The 16,438-nt window shown below is 63.2% G+C and carries 14 protein-coding genes and 2 pseudogenes; 8 read left to right on the top strand and 8 right to left on the bottom strand.

Annotated features, from left to right (window positions below; all coding sequences use genetic code 11):
* Nucleotides 1-234: a hypothetical protein gene (locus I6N91_RS10980; protein WP_198812583.1), complete on the bottom strand. Its 234-nt coding sequence runs from the start codon at nt 232-234 to the stop codon at nt 1-3.
* A 930-nt stretch (nt 235-1,164) separates the two neighbouring features.
* A complete protein-coding gene (locus I6N91_RS10985; RefSeq protein ID WP_198812584.1) occupies nt 1,165-3,933 on the bottom strand; it encodes a LuxR family transcriptional regulator in 2,769 nt (922 codons plus the stop codon).
* A 550-nt stretch (nt 3,934-4,483) separates the two neighbouring features.
* On the opposite strand from I6N91_RS10985, the gene I6N91_RS10990 reads away from it, so the two are divergent.
* The 5 genes from I6N91_RS10990 (at nt 4,484) to I6N91_RS11010 (ending at nt 8,687) form a co-directional block, all read left to right on the top strand.
* A complete protein-coding gene (locus I6N91_RS10990) occupies nt 4,484-4,936 on the top strand; it encodes a VOC family protein (protein WP_233091738.1) in 453 nt (150 codons plus the stop codon).
* Nucleotides 4,937-5,127: 191 nt separating this feature from the next.
* Entirely contained in the window at nt 5,128-6,330 is a 1,203-nt protein-coding gene (locus I6N91_RS10995) for an epoxide hydrolase family protein (protein ID WP_198812585.1), read from the top strand.
* A gap of 190 nt (nt 6,331-6,520) precedes the next feature.
* Complete coding sequence (locus I6N91_RS11000) at nt 6,521-6,874, top strand: hypothetical protein (protein ID WP_198812586.1); 354 nt, start codon at nt 6,521-6,523, stop codon at nt 6,872-6,874.
* 174 nt (nt 6,875-7,048) lie between these two features.
* Nucleotides 7,049-7,405 (top strand): hypothetical protein, encoded by a 357-nt coding sequence (locus tag I6N91_RS11005; protein WP_198812587.1) that lies wholly within the window; start codon nt 7,049-7,051, stop codon nt 7,403-7,405.
* A gap of 226 nt (nt 7,406-7,631) precedes the next feature.
* Nucleotides 7,632-8,687, top strand: coding sequence for a redoxin domain-containing protein (locus I6N91_RS11010; protein WP_198812588.1), 1,056 nt, complete (start codon nt 7,632-7,634; stop codon nt 8,685-8,687).
* Between the two features lie 337 nt (nt 8,688-9,024).
* Here I6N91_RS11010 and I6N91_RS11015 read toward each other — a convergent pair whose 3' ends face one another.
* The 4 genes and pseudogenes from I6N91_RS11015 to I6N91_RS11030 all read right to left on the bottom strand — a co-directional run bounded on the left by I6N91_RS11015 (nt 9,025) and on the right by I6N91_RS11030 (nt 11,445).
* Nucleotides 9,025-9,567 (bottom strand): hypothetical protein, encoded by a 543-nt coding sequence (locus I6N91_RS11015; RefSeq protein WP_198812589.1) that lies wholly within the window; start codon nt 9,565-9,567, stop codon nt 9,025-9,027.
* Between the two features lie 13 nt (nt 9,568-9,580).
* Nucleotides 9,581-10,153: pseudogene (locus I6N91_RS17600) on the bottom strand (VOC family protein); the annotation flags it as partial.
* A 438-nt stretch (nt 10,154-10,591) separates the two neighbouring features.
* The gene (locus tag I6N91_RS11025) at nt 10,592-10,993 is read right to left on the bottom strand and encodes a DUF1304 domain-containing protein (RefSeq protein WP_198812590.1); all 402 of its coding nucleotides are present in this window, start codon (nt 10,991-10,993) and stop codon (nt 10,592-10,594) included.
* Nucleotides 10,990-11,445: a cupin domain-containing protein gene (locus I6N91_RS11030; protein WP_198812591.1), complete on the bottom strand. Its 456-nt coding sequence runs from the start codon at nt 11,443-11,445 to the stop codon at nt 10,990-10,992. Before I6N91_RS11030 ends, I6N91_RS11025 begins: the two co-directional genes overlap by 4 nt.
* 88 nt (nt 11,446-11,533) lie before the next feature.
* Between I6N91_RS11030 and I6N91_RS17500 the strand changes: the two genes are divergently transcribed.
* Nucleotides 11,534-12,610: a response regulator transcription factor gene (locus I6N91_RS17500; protein WP_198812592.1), complete on the top strand. Its 1,077-nt coding sequence runs from the start codon at nt 11,534-11,536 to the stop codon at nt 12,608-12,610.
* 346 nt (nt 12,611-12,956) lie between these two features.
* Nucleotides 12,957-13,277 (top strand): GYD domain-containing protein, encoded by a 321-nt coding sequence (locus I6N91_RS11040; protein ID WP_198812593.1) that lies wholly within the window; start codon nt 12,957-12,959, stop codon nt 13,275-13,277.
* A 1,169-nt stretch (nt 13,278-14,446) separates the two neighbouring features.
* Here I6N91_RS11040 and ppk2 read toward each other — a convergent pair.
* Nucleotides 14,447-15,382, bottom strand: coding sequence for a polyphosphate kinase 2 (gene ppk2, locus I6N91_RS11045; RefSeq protein ID WP_198812618.1), 936 nt, complete (start codon nt 15,380-15,382; stop codon nt 14,447-14,449).
* The gene (locus I6N91_RS11050; protein WP_233091739.1) at nt 15,382-15,690 is read right to left on the bottom strand and encodes a hypothetical protein; all 309 of its coding nucleotides are present in this window, start codon (nt 15,688-15,690) and stop codon (nt 15,382-15,384) included. Before I6N91_RS11050 ends, ppk2 begins: the two co-directional genes overlap by 1 nt.
* A gap of 543 nt (nt 15,691-16,233) precedes the next feature.
* Between I6N91_RS11050 and I6N91_RS11055 the strand changes: the two are divergent.
* Nucleotides 16,234-16,438 (top strand): annotated as a pseudogene (locus I6N91_RS11055) (hypothetical protein); the annotation flags it as partial.

Genomic DNA, 16,438 nt, shown 5'->3' on the forward strand with positions numbered 1-16,438 from the left:
TTAGTTGTTGACGGATCGGTTGTTGAGGGATCGGCGATTTCCGGGGGATAGGCGTTTGTGTGCCGCTTGCGCGCTCTGATCGAGCGCACCGCCGATCTGCGCCCAGGTCCAGCCCTGGGCGAGGGCTTCGTCGACCGCGGCACGTTCCAGGGATGCTGCGAGCCGCCGCAGGGCGACGACTGCAGCGAGAGCATCCGCCGGTTGATCGGGCGGAGGGGGCGTCGTGAGTTCCACGCTATCAACTTATGTTGATACCAGAAACGTGTCAACTTTAGTTGATGGGCACTCGGCCGCAACCTGTACACGTCCAGCCCGGCCTTTTGCCCGTCTGCCAGCTGTCTCGTCAAACGATCCGATGAGCCGACGGACGGGAGATCTAGCGCTGGACACTGTCAGTTCGGAGAGCGGGTCCCCAGGAAAGGCATCTGGTGGCGGTGTGGACCCAGTCCACACCCTGGGCCGCGGACTGGGCCGTACCGGTGCCGGACTGGGCCGGATTGCGGATGTTTGCGGGGGAGCGGCGGATTTCCGGGGCCTGGAGTCCGGTTCGAGTCCCACTTCGAGCACATGTTTCCCCTAATCAGAGGCCCTTTTGCTCTCGGACTGTGGACAGCCGGCCCGATTCTGCGGTCCGGGTGCCGGTTCTGGTGGCTGAGTTGGAGTTTTCGGGGGCTGGGTGCCGCCTTTCTGTCGCGAAGCCCGGGTTGGGCGTTCCTACTACTTCATGGAGGAGCAGCGGGGTAGCTGCATGACTTCGGTGAAAGTTTTTCGACCTAGCCATCCCCCTGGCCGAGCGGCTCAGGCGAAGCAGTAACTGAGAGTTAACGGCCCGTGAGCACCATCACCGCGGGCGAACGTACATTGCGGCGACTTCCGGTCTGCTCGCAGGCGGCTACAGAGACACAGAAGGCGGCCTCGTGGGACCGGGGGGGCCGGCCCTTCGACGCCGTCAAAGGACAAGCGGCCCCGGACACCTCCGTCTGACCGAGAGTCAGGCACACCGGGGGCGCCCCATCCGGATCTCCTCCGTGACGATCCGCAAGGTCCCTAAAGGACAGGCTGAAACGCGGTTCCCCCACTCTTGCGCTCCCTGAACGAGTGAGTGCACGGTTCGCCTACGGAGGAATTTTCCAGGCTTAGAGGAGGCACCCTTCCTGCACTTCGCTACGGGGCTGGGCGGTATACGGTCGGCAAAGATGACCGGAGCTCCGCACGGCACGTGATACCGAGCCTCACAAAAATGTTGCGCAGATGCCACTCCACTGTCTTGGGACTAATGAAAAGCGCTGCGCCGATCTGAGAGTTGGTTAGCCCCTGCGCAGCGAGCCGGGCGATGGCGGCTTCCTGGGGCGTCAGCTTTGCGGATGCCTCAGCCGTACGTTTGGGCACCTTCTCTCCGGTGGCCAGGAGTTCCCGGCGCGCTCGCCCGGCGAATGCGTCCATCCCCATTTCACCGAATGCCTCATGTGCAGTTCGGAGTGGGGATCTTGCGTCGCCGCGGCGGCCCTCCCGGCGCAGCCATTCGCCGTAGAGGAGCCGCACGCGCGCAAGCTCCACCCGCATTCTGGTTTGAGTGAGTCGTTCAATTCCTTCGCGGTAGAGGTTCTCCGCCGCCGCGCCTTCCTGCAGCAAGGCGCGCCTGCTCGCCTCGACCCCGAGCGCCCAATCGGTACCGCTAGCGCATGCCATCATGGAGAGCCGCTCCAGTCCGACCTCTGCGACGCTGATTTCACCGCTGCGCACCCCTGCCTCCACTACCTCAGCCAGGGCCCACTGAGGTGGACCGAGTTCGAGTGGATTTTCGGCAGCCTCTCGAGCCGCTTGCAATGCCTCCCGGTACCGGCCGAGGCCGTTGCACAGCACGGCGCGGGCCCAACTGGCCATGCTCAGTCCAACGCCCTCGCCGCGGGTGCGCAAGTGATCCAGCCAGTCCCGCATTGGTGGCTCGGCCAGCTCAGGGTGCCCGCGCATTGCGAGCAACCCTACCTCTCCGTAGGGCGCAAGCGTGCTCTTTACCACCTCGCTTACTGATTGCATTTCGTCGACTAGGGACGCTGCCGCCGCTAAGTCACCTGTAAAGAGGTGCACGAGAATACGGGTGACCAGAGCCGGGTGCAGGGCACTGGGAACGCCGGTGTCGCGAGCAATCTGCAGATAGCGGCAGCTGAGGACATCCCAGTCGACGTCATCCCACAGGGAAGCGGCCGTTGCCGCCGCAATGCTGGCGAAGCCCAGCGCCTCATCGAGCGTGAGCTCCTCAGAAGCGAACGCGTGCACTGCGCGGTGAGAGAGCGCCACCGCAGGCGGGTACCCTTCCGTGAAGCGCACGGCCAGTGCATCGAGGAGCGCGTCGCGTTTGTATGGAGCCTTCGGCGACTGTGCACCCCGAATGGCCTCGGCCACTTCGCGTGTGCCGGGTCCGGAGGCGAGGCGCCCGAGGTACAGCGCAATGGTCAGGGCCTCGAGGTAGGCATCCCGAGCGAGACGAGTGTCTAATGGTTCGAGCCGCCGAGCGGCGGTCATGAGCAGTGGCAGTGCTGTATTGCCATGGCTTCCTGCAAACAAGCATTTCCCCCGCATCAGATCAACTTTCGCCCGTTCGCCCTCGGCCAGCGGCCCCTGCTCGGCCGCTCCCAGGAGGGACGGAACGTCCTCAAACTGGCCGGCTTGCACTTTCGCTTGGGCGGCGTTTAGGCACCGCCGAACTCGTTGGGCTCGGTCTACCGTCAGAGCGGCGGATCGTTCAAGAAACATGGCCCTGGCCGCAAGACCGCCGTGCAACTGCGCACGTCCGGCCAAACCCTCGAGGTCCGAAGCCACGGCATCATCCGGACCAACAGCGGCACAGGCCCGATGCCAGGCTCGACGGTCCGGATCCACCTCGGGATCTGTGACATCTGCGAGCACCTGGTGTGCCTTTCGTCGTTGACCGGGGGATGCCGCATGGTAGACGGCGGAGCGGACGAGAGGGTGCCGAAACCGCACGCCGTCGCCCAGCGCGATCAGACCGTCGGCCTCCGTCGCCATTACGGCGTCGGCTCCGATGCGGAGCCGCTCCGCGGCTCTCAACAGCAATCGAACATCGCCGAGCGGCTCCGTTGCGGCTGTCAGGAGCAATTGTTGGGTCTGTGGGGGAAGCGGTTGCACTCGGCGCAGAAATCCTCGCTCGAGGCGTTGGCTTCGGGGCGTGGTGCTGTGGCTGCGATCGTGCCAGAAGGTCAGCTCTGCCCCTGTGCACCCCCTTGGCAGTTCGACCAGAGCCAGCGGATTTCCGCGGCTCTCGGCCACAATGCGATCGCGCACCCGGGGATCCATTGGACCTGAAACGACGGTGTCTAAAAGAACAGCCGCGTCGGCGCTGTCCAAGCCTTCGATCGTGAGCTCCGGCAGACCGAGAAGCCCCGGCCTGTCGGTCGGGTCCCGAACGGCGAACACCATGGCCACTGGTCCGGTCGCGAGCCGGCGGGCGACGAACTCCAAGGCCTGCGCTGAGGCGGCGTCCAGCCAATGGACGTCGTCCGAGCAGCAGGCGAGCGGGCGCTTCTCGGCCGCCTCCGAGAGTAGGGTCAACACAGCGAGGCCCACGAGAAAGCGATCAGGCGCACTGCCGGACCTCAGCCCGAACGCCGATTCAAGCGCTGCTTGCTGTGGGGCAGGCAGTCTGTTCAAGTGACCAAGGAACGGAATGCACAGTTGGTGCAGGCCGGAATACGCCAAATCCATTTCTGATTCGACGCCCGCCAGACGAGCCACTAGGAAGTCCGTGGCTCGCTCACAAAAATCGTCAAGCAAGGCGCTCTTGCCTATGCCGGCTTCGCCGCGTAGAACGAGAACCCCACCGCGTCCGGCCCGCGCAATCGCCAAGAGCTTGCTGAACTGGGCACTTTCACGTTGTCGGCCCACTAGTCCTGGCCGAGACTTCAGGTTGGGCATGTCGTACCACTGTTTTGGACCATCGGAACGCACGCGTGACATTCAGTGCGGTCAATTTTGAGGGTGTAGCAAGAAGTCCCTCACAAACCGACACCGGACGTCGGTGTGGGAGATCGAGGCGAGGTTCCACCTCGTGAGCTCATGGCTGGGGTTTACCTGGGAAGCGTTCTTCGTCCGCGCAGCTAACCGAATTTTACGCCCCCCGCAGATCCTTCCTCAAGCGGTTGGCGGCCCCATCAGTGGGGCAATGAACCCTCACAAGTAGGCCCGGCGAGCGGCGGGTGATCGGCCTGTGATCCCTAGCTCGTCCGTTTGTGCAAGAGTAAAATCAACTCTAGGGCCACGGACAAGTCGCCCTCCTGTAACAGGGTGCGGTGGAAGGACCGGTCGCCGACCTTTATCCCATCTGCCACCCACGTCAGGGGCCCCCTACGACTGGTCACCTCGGGTTGAGCCCATTGACCAGCTATCGGGGCATCCCGATGGATCGGTACCCATCTGTGCCATATTCAGCAACTCGCAATGAACTCAGTCCGCAAAGGAGACAGACATGCTTGGCACGCCTGAAGAACTTCCCATGAAGCTGGAGGTCGTCGTTATCCCGGTCGCTGATGTAGACCGCGCACTAAGCTTCTATAAGTCCCTTGGGTGGCGGCTCGATACCGACCTCGAGGCCGGCCCGGAGTTTCGAGCCGTGCAGTTCACACCGCCCGGATCGGAGTGCTCGATTCATTTCGGCCGGGGGGTGACCTCATTGGCGCCTGGTTCCGTGCAAGGCACCTACCTTGTCGTCTCAGACATCAACCGGTCCCGAGCCGATTTGGTTAGCAAGGGCGTTGAGGTGAGCGAGGTCTTCCACACCCGTTACGACACTGGAGTCCCGGTACGAGTGGATGGCTACCCTGCAGATGGTGGCAGCTACGCCGCGCTCGCCACGTTCAGTGACCCTGATGGCAATGGGTGGCTGCTGCAGGAGGTCAAGGAGCGGCTACCCGGGCGGTGATGCGTTTCGCGGTCTCACTCCAAGGGTGCTCCAAGGGTGTGGACAGGGTTCGAACAAGGGTTAGGCAAGGGTGCTCCACTGGGGCGAGCTCGCTTTCATAGTGCGACGGTGGTTCTGCCGGCATCGACCGTGTGCTGGCTGGCCCCGTGCAAGGCGTCCTTGTGAAGCCTCGCGCACTCAATAGGAAGGCGATGACAGTGACTGTCACATCTCAACACACCACAATCCGGCCATTTGAGTTCGAATTCTCTGATGCGGAACTCGAGGACCTGCGCAGGCGCATTAAGGCTACGCGATGGCCCGACAAGGAAACCGTTTCGGACCAGTCTCAGGGACCGCAACTCGCGACGATGCAGGCGGTTGCGCGCTATTGGTCGTCAGAATATGACTGGCGCAAGATCGAGGCGAGACTGAAGGCATTGCCTCACTTCGTCACCGAGATCGATGGGCTGGACATCCACTTTGTGCACGTGCGGTCCAAGCATGAGGATGCCCTGCCGCTCATCATCACGCACGGCTGGCCGGGCTCGGTCATGGAGCAACTAAAGATCATCGAACCACTGACCGATCCAACCTCGTATGGCGGAAACGCCTCCGACGCCTTCCACGTCGTGATTGCTACGATGCCCGGTTACGGGTTCGGGGGTAAACCGACCGAGAAGGGCTGGGGGCCCGAGCGCATTGCACCCGCCTGGGTCGAACTGATGAGGCGCCTTGGTTACACGAAGTATGTGGCTCAGGGCGGGGACTGGGGAACCCTCGTCACGGAGCTCATGGGTGCGCTGGCCCCTCCGGAACTCGCCGGAATTCATGTCAACCTGCCGGGTGTCGTTCCGCCGGATATTCACCAGGCAGTCGCGCAGGGCAACCCGCTGCCGGAAGGCACGTCGCTCTCGGACGAGGAGGCGAGCGCGGTTGAGCAGCTGCGATTCGTGTTCAGCCACGTGTACTACGCCTTCCTCCAGGCAACTCGGCCGCAGGCGCTCATGGCGATCGCGGATTCGCCTGTCGGATTGGCGGCGTTCCTGATGGACCACGACGCGGCGAGCCTGGCGATGATTTCCCGGTCGTTCGCGGGAGAAGCCGAGGGTCTCACGCGAGACGATTTCCTCGACAACACCACGTACTTCTGGTTGACGAACTCAGGACTTTCCGCGGGTCGTCTCTACGCCGAGAACACGGTCGGGTTCTTCACTCCCAAGGGAGTCAAAGTCCCGACTGCTGTGACCGTCTTCCCCAACGAAATCTACATCGCTCCGCGGAGTTGGGCAGAAAAGGCCTATCCCAACCTCATCCACTACAACAAGGTCTCCAAGGGCGGTCACTTCGCCGCCTGGGAGCAGCCCGAAATCTTCGTGGATGAAGTACGAACCTGCTTCCGGTCGCTGCGCTAACCGATCATTTCGAGCGTGGCTACATGCCATCGCTCGCCCGGGCGACCGAGTGGCTCAATTCCGAACCGCTAGGTCGCCCGCGTTGCCGGGCCATGTCGTCCTAGGGATTCGTGGACGCATACCTGCATCAATTGGCGGCTCGTTATCGCCCGCGTAGTCGCACATCACCCACGAGAAGAGGAATGAGATCATGGCACAGAGCTTCACTGACAATCTTGCAGTTGCCCTCCAGCGTGTCGCTGATGAGCATGAGGCCTACCAAAAGGTACACGGACCCGACGCCCCGTGGCCTGACTCCGACTGGCCCCGATGGTACGCGGAGCGCCTGACCGCCTCGCTCGACGACGAGAGGGCCGAATTGGAAGGCATCCTGGAAACCGCTTTTCGCCACGCTGCTTCTGCCCACGGAGTTCATGAGGAGTTCGTACTCAACGGTGTGCACGATGTCGAGTGGCCGGCATGGTACGCCGAGCAAATGACCGGTACGTTGGGCGCCAACGCGAGCCGGCTCGAACCGGGTATCAAGGCGTACCTCGCCCAATAACTTCTCGAATCGCCGGGGAGTCATCCTTCGTCGAGCACTACCGCACAACGAGCGCGGCCGTGTGGTCCTCGTAGGTTTCCGGACGTTGACCTGCATCGACCGGCGGCAAACGATCGCACACCAGGTCGCGGCACACAAGACAAGGGCAGGGCACACCAGCAAAGGATTGAGCACATGGCACAGAGCTTCACCGACCTCCTGACCGTTGCCCTCCTGCGCGTCTACGATGCGCATGCGGCCTATCAGAAGGAACACGGACCGGACGCCGAATGGCCGGACGCGGATTGGCCGCGGTGGTACGCGGAGCGCCTAACCGCTTCGCTGGGTAACGACAGGGCCGAACTGCAAGGCATCCTGCACACTGCCCTCCGCTACGCCGGCGCCGCCCATCGCGCTTATTGGGAGTTCGAACTCAACAGTGTGCACGACATCGCGTGGCCGACATGGTACGCCCCGCACATGACCCGCACGCTAGGCGCCAACGCGATCCGGCTCCAACCGGCTCTCATCGCGTTCCTCACTCAGGACTGATCATGAACAAGCGTGGGAACGTGCCATCGCTCGGCGGGGCGACGGGTCGTGACCGAGGTCACCGCCGGCGGCGCGTTTTGGCAGACAGTGGAGAGGAGCACCAGGACTATTCGGATAAGTATCCAGACCGTTACATTTTCCACTATGTCTGGCCGGGCTAGAAGCTGTACAGCAGGCACGGGACGGCCGCGGACGAAGGGGGACAGGAGCTTGAAAGGGTTAAGTTATGAACGCGACGCCGAAATCACCGGGCGGTAATCCCCTCGGCGGTCTCCTTCGCAAGATCGCGCACGGGCTGGAGGATGATGGGGCTGAGCTGCCGGACGAGGGGCGCCTTGCGCCTTTTGATGGTGCCACCGGTTGGCTGAACTCCGAGCCGTTGACACCCCAAGGGCTTCGCGGACGCGTCGTCCTTGTGAACTTCTGGACGTATACCTGTGTGAACTGGCTGCGGACGCTGCCGTATGTGCGGGCATGGGCATCCCAGTATGAGGAAGCGGGTTTGACCGTCGTGGGCGTGCACACGCCGGAGTTTGGCTTTGAGGGCGACTTGGACAACGTGGTCGCGCACACACGCAATCTCGGTGTCGAGTTCCCAGTCGCCGTCGACAGCGACTATCGGGTGTGGAGTGCGTTTGCGAACCGGTACTGGCCAGCGGTCTACATCGCAGATGCCGAGGGGCGCCTGCGGTATCACCACTTCGGCGAGGGCGAGTACGCGCGCATCGAGACGGTGATCCAGCAGCTCCTGCTCGACGCCGGGGCACGGGACGTCGACCTGGGCCTGGTGTCAGTCGAGCCGCGCGGACTCGAGGTCGCTGCCGACTGGCAGTCGCTGCGGTCACCAGAAACCTACCTGGGATACGCACAGAGCAGCGGCTTCGTCTCGGAGGGAGTGGCGGCCGACAAGCCCTACGAGTACACCGCAGCTTCCTCGTTGCCGCTCAACTCCTGGGACCTGAGGGGCAATTGGAGGGTGGCCCGGCACGCGGCAGCCTCGAACTCCACCGGTGCGCGGATCGCCTTCACGTTCCATGCCCGTGACCTCAACCTCGTCATGGGCCCACTGGTAAGGGGCGCGGAGATTCACTTCGTCGTTTCCCTCGATGGCCGTATCGTTGGGGACGCCCACGGTACGGACGTCGATGCCGATGGACGGGGGACCATTCGCGATCAGAACGCCTACCAACTTATTCGCCAGTCCGGGCAGATCAGCAATCGCCGCTTCGAGATCGAGTTCCTCGAGGCCGGAGCGGAAGCGTACTGCTTTACGTTTGGCTGACGCTGACCGCAGCATCCATGCGGAACACTTGGCAGCTACGTGTTGTCCTCATCGAAATTCATTTCCTTGGAGGGGGCAGGTTCGGACCAGGCGTCCGCCCATCCACACAAGCGCTCCGATCAGGAGGTTGTCCGGAACGGCTCGATCAGACCGCATGATTCAGGGCTCAATGAGCAGAACGGAGTTGGCTATGGGCCTGCTTGACCGGGTCTGAGGAACTAGGCATGAAGCCCGAGCTCCTCCCAACCGAAGCCTCAGGTTCTTTTCGACTCAATATCAGCCCAATCGTTGATGCGGCCCGGCCGCCGAGCCCAGTAGGCGAGTCGTTGGCAGCGGTTCAGCTCGCGCGCGCCGTTCCTGCAGGGACGGCATATCGTTCCTCCTTCGTAAGTGCGGCGAAGACCGCACTCACGACGGCGCCATACACGATGTGCGCGGACAGATCGTCGCGAAGCGTCCGTGCGTCGTAGGCCCAGATCGGCTTGTACACCTTCGCCAACGGGAGCACGACGTAGCCGGACAGCCAAGCTACAGGAGCGAGGGTGACCCGCCTCACCCACGGGTGTATGGACGTCAGACTTGCCACCGCACCGTACTGCCCGCCCCATCCCACACCTGTCGCCCAGTGCATGATGTTGGTCGTAGCGCGAGCCCACTCAGGTGGCGGTTCGTGCCCCGTGGCCAGTTGTAACGCCTTCCGCCCGAGCTGCCCCGGAGCGGAGGCATTTTCCCAACTCGTGACGTCGCTGGCAAACTCCCAGCGCCAGATCCCGGACTTGCCGCCGCTGCGGCGGTACCGCCCATAGAGCACCAAATCCATCGCCGCAGTGCCGAGTGCGCCGGCCAGCAAGCCGACACCCACGTTTCTCACCAATCTCATGGTTCTGCCTCCCTTACCGCCTGCACCATGAAGGCCGGTACCAGTCGGGGCAACTCTCGTCTGCAACGCCGTTCCAGGACTCAAGCACGCAGTATGAGACGGCCGCTCGTCGCATCGCGGTCGCGGAGTAGCGACGGACGCGTACGACGTCGTGTGGTCGTCGATGACGGACCGCGCCGAACAAGTCCGACTTTATCCGGGCCGTGCCTCGAATAATAGGCAAAGTTGCAGGCCAGTGCGTCGCGCCAGAAGCAACCGACCTCCCCGGGACCGGCGCCGGCCAGCGAGCTGAAGAACGGGCAACCGGCGAGGAAGCTGCCCCCGGCTGCAGGATGCACAACTCGTTACCGTCGGGATCGGCGAGGACCACGTGCTCGGCATCCGGTCCCTGGTCGACATCCAGGTGCCGTGCGCCCACCTCAGGCGCTCGATCGACCGAGGACGCCTGTTCGTGGATGGACGTCGGTTTCAGATCGGGATGCATCTGGTTCGAGTCCCACTTCGGGCACATCTTTCCCCTAGTCAGAAGCTTTTTTGCTCTCTGACTGAGGACAGCCGGCCCAATTCTGCGGTCCGGGCGCCGGTTCTGGTGGCTGTCTTGGAGTTCTCCTAGGGGCTGGGTGCCTCCTTTCTCGCGAAGCCCGGGTTGAGCGTTCTTACTACTTCATGGAGGAGCAGCGGGGTAGCTGCATGACCGTGGTAGAGGGTTTTTCACCTGATCATCCTCCCCTACGAGAACGTCCGGCGAAGCAGGCACCTGAAGTTAGGGACTCATGAGCAGCATCACCGCGATCAGGTCTGGGTTGCGGCGACCTTCGGTTTGCTCCCTGTAGGCCACAACGACACGGAAGGCGGCCACGTGGCATCCGGGGCCCGACTCTCAGGCTGTGGCACATGGCGATTAGCTGTCGCCAGTTGCGACTGGTCAGGAGTCAAGCAAAGTGGGGCAGTCCCGATCGCCCATCTCTCCCGCGTCCCACCGTACGACCTCCTCGGGTGGCCTCTGGCCTGGGTGGCGTCCTCGCTACAGTGCCGCCGCAACCAAGGCGATCAGGGGGGCCACACCCTGACCGAGCGCACCCCCGATCCCCTTGCCTTTCGGCCTGCCCATCGACATCCGGTCGGCGATGAACAACACAATGCCGGAGAGCACCATAAACCAGCAGATATAGATTACGAAGGCGCGGCCGACGGGTTCATCACCCGTGGCCCATAGGACGACGCCCACGATAATACCGAGGGCGAGAAACAGGTTATAGAAACCGACACCGAAGGCCCACAACCGGACGGCGGGAACATCCGCGGTGGCCAGCAGGAAGATCCGGTGATGCACTCCTTCGCGCTCGAACAGCAGGGCCTCCCAAACGAACACGACGAGGTGAATCACTGCAGCGATCAGGGCGAAAGTCCAGACGATGGCCGTCATGGCATTCCCTCCACCGACACAGGGTGCCGGGCAAGAACTGCCTGAAGCTCAGCGGCGGCGTCCTGCATGGATCGTCCATGGGGCACCATGGCATCGATGTCGGCGTGGAACCGGCCCATCAGTCCTGTCAGGCTCACGACAAGGAATGTGATGGACGGCGTGAGCACAGTGAAGGTGTGGGGGGCGTTGGGAGGGATTGCAATGGAACACCCTGGACCCAGGTCGTAGCCTTCGTCGCCTATCTGGACGATCATCCTGCCGTGCAGCGCATAGTAGGTTTTGTGCCAGTCGGTGCGGTGCAGCGGTGTCGCGGGACCGCGCTGCGCTGTCACTTCGAACAGCTCGTATTGATCGGCGGTGTTCTTGGCGCTGACCTTGACTGTCAGCACCGCGTCCGGGGCGGCGAGTTCGACGCCGACGCCGGCCGGGGTGTATTGGACCGTGTTTTCCATACGGCCCACGCTAGGTGCGGCTCTTCGCGGCGGTCGATCCCAGAATTGTGGGGATGTGGGGAGGGCGCGGCGGTGCCATACTCTTTGTGTGTGGGACGATCGCGCTTCCCGCCTCCGCCGGGAGATCATTCAGCTCGCTGCCGCCGGGTTTGGTGTCAGCGAACTCCACGCCGCGGCGATTGAGCTGGTGAGCCGGACGGTCAGCACCGAGCTGACCTGCTGGGCCAGCATCGACCCGGAGACCCAGGTCATCAGCTCGATGGTCAGCGGCGAGAATCGGATTCCCATCGAGTACGAGCCGCGGCTGGCCGAAGCTGAGTACTCGATGGATGAACCGCATACTTTCGCCGCCCTCGCTCGCCGGGGGATCACCCTCGCCAGACTCTCCGACCTAGCGGCCGATGATCGGTGGCGCAGCACCAGACTCCATAGCATTTGGCGGCCGCTGGGAATGGACGAAGAACTCCGAGTCATGTTCAGAACCGACGGGGTGTGTTGGGGTGCGGCGGGCTTGGTCCGGTCAGGAATAGAATTCACGGCGCGGGAGGTGGAATTCCTGGCGGCAATTGCGCCGGCCATCGGATCCGCCACCCGGCTCGCGGTGCGCTCGGAGGCGAAGGGCGGTACGGGGCGGGGTCGTCCAGCCTTGGTGATTATCGCAGCGGATGGCCGGCTCGTGGGGGTGACCCCTGACGCGCGGGACTGGCAGGAGCGGCTCGACGCAATCGCTCCCGGTCGATTCCAGGTCATGATGCAGGTTATGGCATCAGGCTCGCATGCTGCGGAGGCGGGGTACTTCAGGGCCCGGCTGCGCGACGCCGACGGGCGGTGGGCAGTCCTCCAGGCCAGCACCCTCATTGGCGGGGAGGAGGATCAGGTGGCGGTGGCTATTGAGCCGGTGACAGGCGACCAGTTGGTGGGGCTGCTGCTGCTGGCCTATGACTTGAGTGCCCGGGAACGGGAGATCTGCCGTGAGGTGATCGGCGGATATTCCACAGCGGAGATTGCCAGCCACCTGTTCATATCAGTCCACACTGTGCAAGATCATCTCAAGTCGGTATTCGCGAAGGTGGGCGTCCGCAGCCGTGGTGAGCTCGTAGCTCGCTTGCGGCCTGGCAATCCGGATGGTTACGCCACCACCGACCTGCAGTTCGCTCGGCTCTGACTGTCGCCTCCGCGTCTCGACGGAAGGCGCGACCGGTTGTGCTGGGTCAGGATGTTGGTTACAGCATGGCTGAGTGAAAATCTCAGGCCCCGCCACATCGGTTGCTGGTGAACGACCTCGTCCTCGAGCGCGTTTCACCCCTGCCGCCGACGTCGGTCAGTGCTGTGAGCGCGGCGGTTGCACCATGCTTGGAAAGACGGGGCTGCCGCCCCTTGTTAGCCCCAAGGGAGGGGCCTACACTCGGCCTACAACCCCGTTGGGGAGAACTCCAGAACCCTTCACTCATCGGATGAACTGGGCGTGCGAATGGGTTTCTGTTCTGGCCCGAGCAGAATAGGAACGAACCATGACCAAGTATCTGTTCCAAGGGAATTATGTGGGTGATGGCATCAAGGGTCTGATGCAGGAGGGCGGGTCCAAGCGCCGGGACGCGGTCGTTAACGCTTTGAAGTCCGTGGGGGGATCACTGGAGTGTTTCTACTACGCATTCGGCGAAACGGATGTCCTCGGGGTCCTCGATATACCCGATCAAGCGAGCGCAGTGTCACTGTCATTGATGATCAATTCCAGCGGCGCCGTGAATCTGCGCCTCACACCCCTCATGACGCCTGAGGATCTCGACGCAGCAGCAAGCAAAACGCCGTCGTATCGGGCGCCCGGCCAGTAGCAGGTTCGGGCAGCGTCATAACGCAGTTCGCCCAGGGGCATCTGCCGAGCCAGGCAGATGGACGACGTCAGCCCTACTAAGACCGAAGCTGCGCTTTCGAAGGCAATCGCTCATAACGCGCCCGCCTTCATTGCCGCGGCGCTAGCCGCCTGGTTTAACGCGGCCGGCGTCAACATAGCGTTTACATGTCCGCGTCGCCGTGGCCGAACGGGGAAGCATCGAGGCCCGTCGGCGTAGGGGAGGGCCTCTGACCGGGAGAGGTGGGGGGTGTGGACATTGTCCACACTCTGGGTCTCGGACTGGGCCGTACCGGTACCGGACTGGTCCGGACTGCGGATATATTGGGGGAGCGGCGGAGATCCAAGGGGCGGAGTCCGGTTCGAGTCCCACTTCGGGCACAAGTTTTCCCAAGTCAGCGGTTCGGGTGCATGACTTTGACGAAAGTTTCTTGACCTTGTCATCCTGCTCAAGCGGCTCGGGCGAGGCAGCCGCCGAGAGTCAAAGACTCATGAGCACCATCGCCTCAAGCGGACTTAGGGTGCGGCGACCTCCGTTTGTTCGCTAGCGGCTGCAGAGACACAGAGAACCGCCACGTGGCATCCGAGGGCCGACCCGTGGGCCCCGTCATATGGCCATAGCCTCAGCTCGCTCCGTCTGGCTGGGAGTCAAGCACACCCGGGGAGGCCCCTGTCCATGGACGGTGGAACCGTGGCGTTGACGGTACGGACCTCCTTAGATCTGTGACTGGCAGGCACCGGAATGGTCGCAGCAGGTGCCGCATAGGTTTATCTTCAAGAGCAGGCGCTTTCTCGGGCGGGAATGCCCTGTGAAACCCGCACGGCTGTTCAGTGGCTTCAACAGCAGCTGAACGCTTTCGCGGGTTTGTCCACCTGTGGGCAGGGGAGCCAGGAGGGGTGAGCTCCAAGCGTCCACCTGTTGGTGAGCCGCGGTGCCGGATCAGCTGCTTTCCTGCGGTGGGTCAGCGCGGTGTTTCGGTGCCGCCGGGTACGGCGAGATAGGTGACGCTCAATCCGTTGTCGCTGGAGACCCTGACCCCGGATTCGGTGGCGGCCCAGACCCCGAGCGTTCCGTTTCCGGCGTGTCTCGCCCGGGGCGAAGTCTCCAAGAGGGCACCCGTGGTGATCGCGGCCCCTGTATCCGATGGGGTTTCAGTCGCCGACGGCGTCGCGGCCCCGACGCACAATGAGCGGATCGGGCTCACGGACCACCGAGGTGTCCTTACCTTCGTAGTCGAACTGGTTGAGGAAAAAACGCATCGCGTTGATCCGTGCACGCTTCTTGTCGTTGGACTTCACGGTGATCCAGGGCGCGTGATCGGTGTCCGTTCGCAGGAACATCGCTTCTTTGGCGTCTGTGTAGTCGTCCCACCGATCCAAGGACGCCAGGTCCATGGGGGAAAGTTTCCACTGCCGCACCGGATCAATCTGCCGGATGGCGAATCGGGTGCGTTGTTCCCGGCGCGTCACAGAGAACCAGAATTTGGTGAGGTGGATCCCGGAGTCAACCAGCATTTTTTCATAAGCGGGCGCCTGCGTCATGAAGATCTGATACTCCTCGTCGGTGCAGAAACCCATCACCTTTTCAACATTGGCCCGGTTGTACCAGGACCGGTCGAACATCACGATCTCCCCGGTCGTGGGGAGGTGCTGGATGTAGCGCTGGAAATACCACTGGCCCTGTTCCCTGTCCGATGGTTTGCCCAGCGCCACGGCCCGGGCGGATCGCGGATTCAGATGCTCCGTGAAGCGCTTGATCGTCCCTCCCTTGCCCGCGGCGTCCCGGCCTTCGAACACAATGACGTGCTTGAGATCATGGTCCTGCCCCCAGTATTGGAACTTCAGCAGCTCAATTTGCAGCAGGTACTTCTCCAGCTCGTATTCCTCCCGGGTAAGCCGCTCGTCGTACGGGTGGTCCTCCCGCCACGTTTCCACAGCCAGGCCACCGGGATCGATCAGCTCCGGGTCCTGACCCTGCCCGCCGTGAACGGTGTAACCCTGGCCCACCAGATGGTCGATGGCCTCGCGCAGGTTCTCCCGCACCCACCCTTGATCCTCGGAGTCCCATGTTGTGCCGGGCTGTGCCATCACGGTCTGCTTCCTGACATGCCCAGCGATTGCACCGCCCTCTGCTGAACGCCAAGGACTCGCCTAAGCCTGCCGTCAACCACTGCGGCGGCAGGTGCGGCTGCGGCGAGTGCCCCGGCGTCCCGCCGGTCGAGTTCCTCGGTGAGCTCTTCGGCCCGGAATTCCGTTTCCGGGTCCGGGAGGCCGTCACTGACGAACTCGTATCCGAGCTGCCGTTGGACCTTGCTGTTCAGTACCTCGACGTCCGCGTCGGTAAGCACGGACAGGTCCACGGGAAACGGGTCGGCGGGGCTGAGTCTGCTGTTCAACAGTGCTCCTAGCTGGATGAGTGACATGGCTCGAACGGACTGACAGGGGTAATACTCGGGTTGCGTGACGGGCGGCGGCCGCTGCCGGCAGGCAAGGCCAAGCTCATTGAGGGGGTGGGTTCACGAGACCTGCTTCGGATGGCAACCACATCCCTGCGCATGTTCCGGCAGGGCGCGACCGCTCCGGAACCCCGCAGAGGGATTCGGGGCGGGCCGGTGCCGCCACATGATCGGAGCACTTGTTCCTTTCGGGCCTCTGCTCCTGGCAGGCAATACACGGTGTGGCGCATGAGCAGCTCCCTACGGGTATGCGATCCGGGGAGGCCATGGCTTGACCCGCGTCAATTCTAAAGTACCTAGACTCTCTAGCGAAACAGTTTCTGGGCTTCGCGGAGGAAGCCCGGCATGCCAGGCCGCTGCGGACCGGCACCCGATGGGCCGGGGAAACCTAGGGTGTCGATGAGGCTGACGGCCGCGGCCCGGGCGCGGTGCGGCATGCGGGGCCCCGCCGGGGTCCCGCTGCGGTGCATTCCAAGGAGAGTCATGGCACAGGACCACAACGCAGGCGCGAGCACACCCAAGGGCCGGCGCGACGGCGTCGTCGCTGCCCAGAAAGAGAAGTTCGGCGGCATCAAGTTCGGATCAGCCTTCTTTGGTTGGCTTACCGCGACCGGTATGACGGTCATCCTGAGCGCTCTGGCTACCGCGATCGGCGTGGGAGTCGGAGCCGCCAACAACACCGATGCGG

The sequence above is a fragment of the Arthrobacter sp. MSA 4-2 genome (assembly GCF_016405885.1).
Lineage (GTDB): Bacteria > Actinomycetota > Actinomycetes > Actinomycetales > Micrococcaceae > Arthrobacter_D.

Bases quoted from the DNA above. Each gene is read 5' to 3' on its own strand.
- I6N91_RS10990 (WP_233091738.1), top strand. From the start codon at position 4,484: ATGCTTGGCACGCCTGAAGAACTTCCCATGAAGCTGGAGGTCGTCGTT.
- I6N91_RS11010 (WP_198812588.1), top strand. From the start codon at position 7,632: ATGAACGCGACGCCGAAATCACCGGGCGGTAATCCCCTCGGCGGTCTC.
- I6N91_RS11005 (WP_198812587.1), top strand. From the start codon at position 7,049: ATGGCACAGAGCTTCACCGACCTCCTGACCGTTGCCCTCCTGCGCGTC.
- I6N91_RS10985 (WP_198812584.1), bottom strand. From the start codon at position 3,933: ATGCCCAACCTGAAGTCTCGGCCAGGACTAGTGGGCCGACAACGTGAA.
- I6N91_RS11025 (WP_198812590.1), bottom strand. From the start codon at position 10,993: ATGACGGCCATCGTCTGGACTTTCGCCCTGATCGCTGCAGTGATTCAC.
- I6N91_RS10995 (WP_198812585.1), top strand. From the start codon at position 5,128: ATGACAGTGACTGTCACATCTCAACACACCACAATCCGGCCATTTGAG.
- I6N91_RS11030 (WP_198812591.1), bottom strand. From the start codon at position 11,445: ATGGAAAACACGGTCCAATACACCCCGGCCGGCGTCGGCGTCGAACTC.
- I6N91_RS11015 (WP_198812589.1), bottom strand. From the start codon at position 9,567: ATGAGATTGGTGAGAAACGTGGGTGTCGGCTTGCTGGCCGGCGCACTC.
- I6N91_RS11000 (WP_198812586.1), top strand. From the start codon at position 6,521: ATGGCACAGAGCTTCACTGACAATCTTGCAGTTGCCCTCCAGCGTGTC.
- ppk2 (WP_198812618.1), bottom strand. From the start codon at position 15,382: ATGGCACAGCCCGGCACAACATGGGACTCCGAGGATCAAGGGTGGGTG.
- I6N91_RS11040 (WP_198812593.1), top strand. From the start codon at position 12,957: ATGACCAAGTATCTGTTCCAAGGGAATTATGTGGGTGATGGCATCAAG.